This is a genomic window from Alteromonas macleodii, assembly GCF_903772925.1.
Classification (GTDB): domain Bacteria; phylum Pseudomonadota; class Gammaproteobacteria; order Enterobacterales; family Alteromonadaceae; genus Alteromonas; species Alteromonas macleodii_A.
This window is the reverse complement of the sequence record NZ_LR812090.1, coordinates 3112693-3122593: the sequence shown is the minus strand read 5'-3', so window position 1 is coordinate 3122593 and position 9901 is coordinate 3112693. Positions and strand designations below refer to the sequence as shown.

6 protein-coding genes and 4 tRNA genes are annotated in these 9901 nt (G+C 43.1%); all 10 read left to right on the top strand.

Features of this window, described 5'->3' with window-relative positions; translation table 11 throughout:
* Positions 1-37: 37 nt before the first annotated feature.
* The 10 genes from PCAR9_RS13495 to PCAR9_RS13450 all read left to right on the top strand — a co-directional run bounded on the left by PCAR9_RS13495 (position 38) and on the right by PCAR9_RS13450 (position 9796).
* Positions 38-114 (top strand) — tRNA-Pro (locus tag PCAR9_RS13495).
* Positions 115-281: 167 nt separating this feature from the next.
* A tRNA-His gene (locus PCAR9_RS13490) sits at positions 282-357 on the top strand.
* A 6-nt stretch (positions 358-363) separates the two neighbouring features.
* Positions 364-448 (top strand) — tRNA-Leu (locus PCAR9_RS13485).
* A gap of 42 nt (positions 449-490) precedes the next feature.
* Positions 491-567, top strand: a tRNA-Pro gene (locus tag PCAR9_RS13480).
* A gap of 360 nt (positions 568-927) precedes the next feature.
* Positions 928-2232, top strand: coding sequence for a trigger factor (tig, locus tag PCAR9_RS13475; protein ID WP_179984036.1), 1305 nt, complete (start codon positions 928-930; stop codon positions 2230-2232).
* Between the two features lie 98 nt (positions 2233-2330).
* On the top strand, positions 2331-2960 hold the full coding sequence (gene clpP / locus PCAR9_RS13470; protein WP_179984035.1) for an ATP-dependent Clp endopeptidase proteolytic subunit ClpP: 630 nt from the start codon (positions 2331-2333) through the stop codon (positions 2958-2960).
* A 75-nt stretch (positions 2961-3035) separates the two neighbouring features.
* Positions 3036-4310, top strand: a complete 1275-nt coding sequence (gene clpX / locus PCAR9_RS13465) for an ATP-dependent protease ATP-binding subunit ClpX (protein ID WP_179984034.1) — start codon at positions 3036-3038, stop codon at positions 4308-4310.
* 335 nt (positions 4311-4645) lie between these two features.
* A complete protein-coding gene (gene lon / locus PCAR9_RS13460) occupies positions 4646-6997 on the top strand; it encodes an endopeptidase La (RefSeq protein WP_179984033.1) in 2352 nt (783 codons plus the stop codon).
* A gap of 321 nt (positions 6998-7318) precedes the next feature.
* Entirely contained in the window at positions 7319-7591 is a 273-nt protein-coding gene (hupB, locus tag PCAR9_RS13455; protein WP_012518978.1) for a nucleoid-associated protein HU-beta, read from the top strand.
* 312 nt (positions 7592-7903) lie between these two features.
* A complete protein-coding gene (locus PCAR9_RS13450) occupies positions 7904-9796 on the top strand; it encodes a SurA N-terminal domain-containing protein (RefSeq protein WP_179984032.1) in 1893 nt (630 codons plus the stop codon).
* Positions 9797-9901: the final 105 nt, after the last annotated feature.

The following is a 9901-nucleotide window of genomic DNA, read 5'->3' as shown; positions in this document are numbered from 1 at the left end:
CTAAGCTTATATAAAGCTTGGATATATACATTTCTATCGGTGAGTGGCGCAGCTTGGTAGCGCACTTGTTTTGGGTACAAGGGGTCGCAGGTTCAAATCCTGTCTCACCGACCATTTATGCTTATTTGACCTAGCAATAACCCGCAGCTCAGCGAATAAATCAAAGAGTGTTGAAGGTTAAGGTCAAATCAGACTATCGAGCAACAAAGTAAGATCCTGACAGTTCGATAGATGTTTATGTGTTTATCAGTTCGCACGTAAACAAATACAGGATTACTGTGGTGGGCGTAGCTCAGTTGGTAGAGCCCCGGATTGTGATTCCGGTTGTCGTGGGTTCAAGTCCCATCGTCCACCCCACTTCTTGCGGAAGTGGTGGAATTGGTAGACACGCTGGATTTAGGTTCCAGTGCTTCACGGCGTGAGAGTTCAAGTCTCTCCTTCCGCACCATATTTCTAAGCTTATATAAAGCTTGGATATATACATTTCTATCGGTGAGTGGCGCAGCTTGGTAGCGCACTTGTTTTGGGTACAAGGGGTCGCAGGTTCAAATCCTGTCTCACCGACCATTATCTCTTATTCTCTGTTCTTCTATCTTTCCTAAATAGCGTCTTAAACCGCTAGTCAATGTCGTTTTTCAATCTATTTTTCTTACTAGTTTCGCAATTTGTTTAAAATGCGTTCAATTGGTTGTTACAAACTTGTGTTTCCCTCTCGACTCTTGTGGTGTGCGGCTGTATACTACCGCGTCTTTTTTTAACCAGTACGTTTGTTTCAGGTTGGCTTTGTGGCACGATTTTGTGTCCTAACTTTGATTTTATAAACGTCGAATAACGACCTTCTACCCCGGAGTGATATGCAATCAATGCATGACGGGAGAGGGGATTGAGAACAAAACGCCTGTAGAGGCGTATAGTTGAGGTAACATAATGCAAGTTTCAGTCGAGACGACCCAGGGTTTAGAACGCCGTCTTACTATCACCGTTCCATCTGACACGGTTGATTCAGCAGTTAAGTCACGCCTACAGCAGTTGGCAAAAACACAACGCATCAACGGCTTCCGTCCAGGTAAAGTTCCTGTAAGCGTAATCAAAAAGCGTTTCGGCCAGGCAGTTCGCCAAGAAGTTGCTGGCGATGTTATGCAGCAAAACTTCTACCAAGCAGTCATTCAAGAAAAGATTCAGCCTGCTGGTATGCCAAAGTTTGAACTGACTAAAGACGAAGACGGTCAGGACCTAGAATTTGTAGCATCTTTCGAAGTTTACCCAGAAGTAGAAGTGAAAGGTGTTAGCGATATCGAAATCGAAAAGCCAGTAGTAGAAATTACTGACAAAGATCTTGATAACATGATGGAAACGCTTCAAAAGCAGCACGCATCTTGGAAAGAAGTTAAGCGTAAAGCTAAGAAAGACGACAAAGTCATCATCGACTTCGTTGGTTCTATCGACGGTGAAGAGTTCGAAGGCGGAAAAGCAGAAGATTTCGCTCTAGAACTTGGTAAAGACCGCATGATCCCAGGTTTCGAGAAGCCACTAGTTGGCGCGAAAGCGGGTGAAGAAGTAACTATCGAAGTTACTTTCCCAGAAGATTACCATGCTGAAAACCTAAAAGGTAAAGACGCAGTTTTCCAAGCAACAGTTAAGAAAGTAGAAGGTCTAGACCTTCCAAAAGTTGACGAAGAGTTTGCTAAGCTATTCGGTGTTGAAGAAGGCGGCGTGGACGCACTTAAAGCTGAAGTTCGCAAGAACATGCAGCGTGAGCTAGACCAAACGCTTAAAGCACAAGTTAAAGAAGACGTAATTTCTAAGCTTGTTGAAGCTAACGAGATTAATATTCCTCAAGCGCTTATCGATCAAGAAGTAAACGCGCTACGCGAGCAAGCGAAGCAACGTTTCAGCCAACAAGGCGGTGGTCAGAATCTTCCAGACCTACCTGCAGAGCTGTTTACTGACAACGCTAAGCGTCGCGTATCTATTGGTCTACTTCTAGGTGAAGTAATCAAAGAAAACGAACTAAAAGCAGACGAAGCTAAAGTTAACGAGATGATCGAAACTGCAGCTTCTGCGTATGAAGATCCACAAGAGGTTGTTGACTACTACAACAACAATCAAGAGCTTATGCAGCAAATGCAAAACGTTGCGCTAGAAGAACAAGCGATTGAGTGGGTTCTTGAGCAAGCAAAAGTTACTGAAGTAACTAAAGCTTTTGACGAGGTTATGAACAAACAGGCGTAAATTTTTACTGTCTGATTGACAATACTTGTCAGCAACTGCTTAAATGCTCGGAGCCTTCCGAGCATTTTTGTTTTTAACGCTAGATAATCAAGGTAGCTATGACTAATACCCCGTTTGACCCAATGAATGCACTTGTTCCTATGGTTGTTGAGCAAACCTCAAAAGGTGAGCGCTCATACGACATTTACTCTCGTCTTTTAAAAGAAAACGTAATTTTCTTGGTAGGGCAAGTTGAAGATCACATGGCCAACCTAATCGTTGCTCAAATGTTGTTCTTAGAAGCTGAAAATCCAGAAAAAGATATTTTCCTATATATTAACTCTCCCGGTGGTTCTGTTACTGCTGGTATGGCGATTTACGACACAATGAAGTTTATTAAGCCTGACGTGAGCACTGTATGTATGGGCCAAGCTGCAAGCATGGGCGCATTTCTACTCTCTGCAGGAGCTAAAGGTAAGCGTTATTGTCTACCTAATTCGCGCGTAATGATTCACCAACCGCTTGGTGGTTTCCAAGGTCAGGCATCTGATTTTGAAATACATGCGAAAGAAATCCTGTCTATTAAAGAGAAGTTGAATCGCCTAATGGCAGACCATACCGGTCAAGACTATGAAAAAGTCGCGCGCGACACAGACCGTGATAACTTTTTAAGCGCAACCGAGGCAAAAGATTACGGCCTGGTTGACCAAGTTTTAGCAAATCGATCTGACGTAGCCGGAACTAAGTAGTATAGTTATAGATGACCCGAGCCAGTGCATAGCACGAATTTGGTTTTCGGCTCGGGTAAGGCAGAGGCAAAAGTAATGAGTGATAAGCAAAGCGGTGACGGTGATAACAAGCTACTGTACTGTTCGTTTTGTGGCAAAAGCCAACACGAAGTAAGAAAGTTAATAGCAGGCCCGTCGGTATTTATTTGCGACGAGTGTGTTGAGTTATGTAACGATATCATTCGCGAAGAAATTAAGGAAATCGCGCCTAAGCAAAAGCAGGACGCTTTACCTAAACCAACTGAAATTCATGCTCATCTTGACGATTATGTTATCGGCCAAGAACATGCGAAGAAGGTGCTATCAGTAGCGGTTTATAACCACTACAAGCGTTTGCGCAATGGCGATGTTCACGAAGGCGTAGAACTAGGCAAAAGTAACATTCTGTTAATTGGCCCTACAGGTAGTGGTAAAACACTATTAGCAGAAACACTTGCACGTTTACTTGACGTGCCATTCACAATGGCTGACGCAACCACGCTAACGGAAGCTGGCTACGTGGGTGAAGATGTTGAGAATATTATTCAAAAACTACTTCAGAAGTGTGATTACGACGTTGAGAAAGCGCAGCGCGGTATTGTTTACATTGACGAAATCGACAAAATTTCTCGTAAATCTGACAATCCATCAATTACCCGTGACGTATCGGGTGAAGGTGTTCAACAAGCTCTTCTTAAGTTGATTGAAGGTACGGTTGCGTCGGTTCCTCCTCAAGGTGGACGTAAGCATCCTCAGCAAGAGTTCTTGCAAGTTGATACTTCTAAAATACTGTTTATCTGTGGTGGTGCATTTGCTGGCCTTGATAAGGTTATCGAGCAGCGCGCACAGAAAGACACAGGTATTGGATTTGGTGCAACGGTTAAGTCGAAAGACAACAGTAAGCAAATCAGCGAGCTGTTTAAACAGGTTGAACCTGAAGACTTGGTGAAATACGGGTTAATTCCAGAATTCATCGGTCGTCTTCCGGTAGTTACCAGCCTTGAAGAGTTAAACGAAGAGGCACTAATTCAAATTCTACGTGAGCCTAAGAATGCGATCACCAAACAATACGGTGCATTGTTCTCAATGGAAGATGTAGAGCTTGAATTCCGTGATGATGCGTTAAATGCTATTGCGAGAAAAGCAATGGAGCGCAAAACCGGTGCTCGTGGCCTTCGCTCAATTGTAGAAGCCGTTCTACTTGATACCATGTACGACCTTCCTTCTATGGAAGACGTTAGCAAAGTTGTTATCGACGAAACGGTTATTCGTGGTGAGTCGAAGCCTATTTTGATTTACGACAGTAATGAGAAAAAGGCGGCGTCTGAATAGACGTTAGCTAATCATGAAAAAGGTCCTGCGGGACCTTTTTTTGTATGTATCGGTAGATAATGGTTCGTAAGCAATCTTGTGATAACTGACAATAACTAATTCGCTGATACGGTTAATATTTAAGCGGGTAAGAGTGGTAAAGCTATCCTTTCTACTAGAATTTTTAGTTTTGTATTGCCATTCGGTGCAAAATCGATAATGGTTATATTAAGGTCGACAGGCCCCAGAGCAGGGAAGGTAAGGTTAAGGAATTAACACACTTTAATAAGTTTCGATTGAACTTTGCTCTTGCATCCCCATATAAAAATGACATTTCAAACTAATTGAGAACAAGTATGACAGTTGAGCGTGAAAATCGCATTGAAATTCCTGTGCTTGCCTTGCGGGACGTGGTTGTTTACCCGCATATGGTCATACCCCTATTTGTTGGGCGTGAGAAATCAATCCGTTGCCTAGAAGCGGCAATGGATAATGACAAACAAATTTTTCTAGTAGCACAAAAAGACGCGGGCGTTGATGAGCCTGAAGCAGACGATATTTACACTGTAGGTACCATTGCTACTATTCTGCAGCTTTTAAAGCTTCCTGACGGTACTGTAAAAGTACTTGTAGAAGGTAGCGTACGTGGTGAAATTGAAAGCTATAAACAGTCAGACCCTTTCTTTGTCGCTAACGTTGATAAGTTAGAAGATGAAGGCATTGATGAGAGTGAGCAAGAAGTCTTAATTCGCTCTGCAGTGTCGCAGTTTGAAGGCTATGTGAAACTGAATAAAAAAATCCCACCAGAAGTGCTGACTTCACTTAATGGGATTGAAGATGCGGCGCGCCTAGCAGATACCATGGCTGCGCACATGCCTCTTAAGCTTACTGAGAAGCAAAAAGTGCTAGAAATGCAGGGTGTTAATGAGCGCCTTGAATATTTGATGGCACTGATGGAAGGCGAAATTGATTTGCTGCAGGTGGAAAAGAAAATTCGCACCCGCGTTAAAAAGCAAATGGAAAAAAGCCAGCGCGAATATTATTTGAATGAGCAAATGAAAGCCATTCAAAAAGAATTGGGTGAGCTAGACGATGCGCCTGATGAGTTCGAGGCTCTTTCTAAGAAAATAGCTGACGCGAAAATGCCTAAAGAGGCTGAAGATAAAGCGAAAGCTGAACTTCAAAAGCTTAAAATGATGTCACCGATGTCAGCAGAAGCTACTGTGCTTCGAAGCTACATTGAATGGCTTACAAATGTTCCGTGGAATAAGCGTTCGCCAGTGAAGAAAGATCTTTCTCGGGCTGAAGGCGTGCTTAACGAAGACCACTACGGTCTTGAAAAAGTAAAAGAACGTATTCTTGAGTATTTGGCGGTTCAACAGCGCGTTAAGAAGCTTAAAGGCCCGATTCTCTGTCTTGTTGGGCCTCCTGGTGTGGGTAAAACTTCGCTTGGCCAATCTATCGCAAAAGCGACGGGACGTAAGTATGTACGTATGGCCTTAGGCGGCGTGCGAGACGAGGCCGAAATACGTGGTCACCGTCGTACTTACATTGGCTCATTGCCAGGTAAGCTCGTACAAAAAATGGCGAAAGTAGGGGTTAAAAACCCGCTGTTCCTACTTGATGAAATCGACAAGATGTCATCAGATATGCGAGGTGACCCTGCGTCAGCCTTGCTAGAGGTACTAGACCCTGAGCAGAACAACAGCTTCAGCGACCATTATTTAGAAGTGGATTACGATCTATCTGACGTGATGTTCGTCGCAACCTCTAACAGCATGAATATTCCTGGTCCGTTGCTTGACCGTATGGAAGTTATTCGCCTATCTGGTTACACCGAAGATGAAAAGCTTAATATTGCGAAGAACCACTTAATCGGTAAGCAAATGGAGCGCAATGGTCTTAAAGCGAAAGAGCTTGAGATTACAGATTCTGCTGTCATTGGCATGATTCGTTACTACACGCGCGAAGCGGGTGTTAGAAGCTTAGAGCGTGAAGTGTCTAAGGTATGCCGTAAAGCGGTTAAAGATATTTTACTTACGAAGAGCAAAGACAAGGTCATTGTTACTCAAGATAATCTTAAAGATTATCTTGGCGTTCAGCGCTTTGACTACGGTAAAGCCGACAAAGACAATCAAATCGGTCAAGTTACCGGTTTAGCTTGGACCCAAGTTGGTGGCGACTTACTAACTATCGAAACCACATCGGTTCCAGGTAAAGGCAAAATGACGTCCACAGGCTCTTTGGGCGATGTTATGCAGGAGTCAATCAAAGCAGCGATGACAGTGGTGAGAAGCCGCGCTGAAAAGCTTCGCATTAATGATGACTTTTATGAGAAGCGTGATATTCATGTGCACGTTCCTGAAGGTGCAACACCGAAGGATGGCCCAAGTGCCGGTATTGCAATGTGTACAGCTTTAGTATCTTCACTAACAGGTAACCCTGTGAAATGTGATGTTGCCATGACGGGTGAAATTACGCTTCGCGGTGAAGTACTTGCTATTGGTGGTCTAAAAGAAAAGTTACTTGCAGCACACCGTGGTGGTATCAAAACGGTGGTTATTCCAAAGGATAACGAGCGTGATTTGGAAGAAATTCCAGACAATGTGAAAAAAGATTTATCAATTCACCCAGTTAAATGGATTGATGATGTTCTCGATATTGCGCTTCAGGAACCTGTTGAAAGTTTCGAAGTGGTTAAAAAGTAACTTACACGTTTGGCTGCATACCTTTATTTTTAAAGGCGTGCAGCCTTGTTTTTGCTATAAAAATGCAATAATTGACTAAATTATGTGCATTAGACGAAAGAAAAGCTTATTTTTTTGAAAATAGGGCTTTCATGTCGCAAAAGTTGTGTTACCTTTAAGTGGTATTCGCTTGAAGCCTTGCCACAAAAGGGATTGCAGCGATTCATTTAAAAAGTTAATTATTTGTGACTGAAGCTTGATGTTAACGATCAAGCTTGCTATAACGTTCAAGCAAAATCGTTTTGGACAAACAGTATAATAACAATCGAAGGGGATCTAATTGTGAACAAGTCTCAACTTATCGACCAAATCGCTGCTGGTGCAGACATTTCTAAAGCAGCTGCTGGCCGCGCTCTTGACGCATTCACTGACTCAGTAACTGCGGCGCTAAAAGACGGCGACCAAGTTGCACTAGTAGGCTTTGGTACTTTCTCAGTTCGCGAACGTTCAGCTCGCAGTGGTCGTAACCCACAAACTGGTGAGACTATTCAGATTTCAGCAGCGAAAGTTCCATCTTTCAAAGCTGGTAAAGCACTGAAAGACGCTTGTAACTAAGCAAAAAAATTATAGAAAAAGGCGATGGCTAGTCCATCGCCTTTTTTATTTCTAAAGCAAAGAATTCAATATTGGGGTCAGAGTAACGACTCTGACCCCAATATTTTAAGAGTAAGAATTTCCCCTTTAGGCATGCCGATTTTCATACATGTCAGTGAAGCGCTTTAACTTGGCGAAAGTCATTACAAATAGTGTGTTTTGACGTTTATATTCGGCTGCATTGGGTTATAATCATCGCTTATTTTACCTTGAGCTCGCCATTAGGTGATAGATAAGGGTAATTGTAGTAAGCAACGGAGTTGAAGAACAATCATGCTAGAAAGAATCAGAGAAGGTTCTCAAGGCCCTTGGGCGATGGCGATTATTGCGCTTATCGTTTTAAGTTTCGTATTCGCAGGTGTTGGTAGTTACCTAACATCATCAGGTACTACAGCAGTAGCAACTGTTAACGGCGAAGAAATTTCGGCACAAGAACTAGAACGTGCATACCAAAACCAGCGTGCACAAATGGAGTCACAGTACGGCGAAAGCATCGCGCAGCTTTTCTCTAGCGAACAATATCTCGCAGATTTTAGAAAAAATGTACTGGACAGACTTATTGCTGAAAAGCTGATTCAGCAACAAGCTACCGATATGGGCTTGCGTGTAAGCGATGAACAGATTCGTGAAACGATAGTGCAAATGCCAGAATTTCAATTTGGTGGTCAGTTTGATAACGAGCGTTTCCAAGCTATTCTCCGCCAAAATGGTTTTCAAGTTGCAGACTTCCGCGATTACCTAAGAACGCAGATGACTCAGAATCAGTTGGCGGCAGCGTTAACGAATTCTTCATTTTCTCTAGATGGCGAAGTGCAACGAGCTAATGCCCTTCAACGCCAAACTCGTGATGCAAAATACGTATTAGTGAGCTCTGACGAGTTTGCTAGTTCTATCGAAGTAACAGACGCTGATGTAGAAGCCTTCTACAACAATAATATTGCCTCTTTCGATACTGAAGAGCAGGTGAAACTGGCTTATGTAAAACTAAGCGTTGAAGACCTGAAAGGTCGCGTTTCTGTAGATGAAGAAGCAGTACGTACTTATTACGACAATAACCTGGGAAGCTACGGCACTGAAGAAGAACGCCGAGTTTCACATATTCTTATCGAAACAGGTGATGATCAAGATGCTGCGAAAGCAAAAGCAGAGTCATTAAAAACTCAGCTTGATAATGGTGCTGACTTTACAGTGCTTGCTGAAGAAAACTCTGATGACACCTTCTCGGCTGAGAACGGCGGTGACCTAGATTTCATTACACCTGAAATGATGGACCCAGCGTTCGATGAAGCTGCCTTTGCTTTAGAAAATGTGGGTGATGTATCTAACGTTGTTGAGACCGAGTTTGGCTTTCACATTATTAAGTTAACAGACATTAAAGAAGCGCAAGTAAAATCATTTGATGAAGTGGCTAGTGAAATTCGCGACACCCTTCTTTACGATGCGGCAATGGAAAAGTACTTTGAGCTTCAAAATACCCTAGCTGAGATTGCGTTTGAGGTGCCAGATACACTTGAAGACGCAGCTAATGCTGTAGATCTACCTATACAAGAGTCTGTGCTTTTCAGCCGAAATACGGCGCCTGCAGAACTAAGCTTCCCTGGTTTGCTGGATGTTGCTTTCTCATCAGAGCTAGTTGAAGAAGGTCTTAACAGCGACATTGTAGAACTTGATGACGAAACAGTTGTTGTTGCACGTGTTATTGAGCATCAACCACAACGTACTCAGTCACTAGATGAAGTTCGCGAAGGAATTGAAGCGTCGGTAAAAGCGGAAAAAGCGAAAGAAGCAGCAGAAGCTTGGGCCTTCGACATTGCACAGAAAGTACGTGCAGAGGAAAGTGTTGAAAGCGAACTAGCAGAAAAATCTGTAGCTTGGGAAACGGCAGCAGCAGTGCCAAGATCAGGCGGTACACTAGCACGCGCATTGGTTGATACGCTTTTCTCACTGGGTCTTGAAGGTGAAGATAAGGTTGACGTAGCAACAACAGTTAACGGCGATGTTGCAGTTGTTATGCTAGAAGGCGTGAATGCTGCACCTGAACTTGAAACCGAGCTAGGTGAAAACCTGAAACAACGCCTTGCGCAAGTACAAGGTCAACGGGTTTATCAGCAGTACATCGATGCGCTTCGCGCAAATGCTGACGTGACTATTTCTGAGTCATTGTAAGTAGAATTGAGCCACTCTATAGATGGGTGGCAACAATAAAATAAATGATAAAAAGCCAGCTTAAATAAGAGCTGGCTTTTTTGATCGGCTTTATTATTTCGCTTG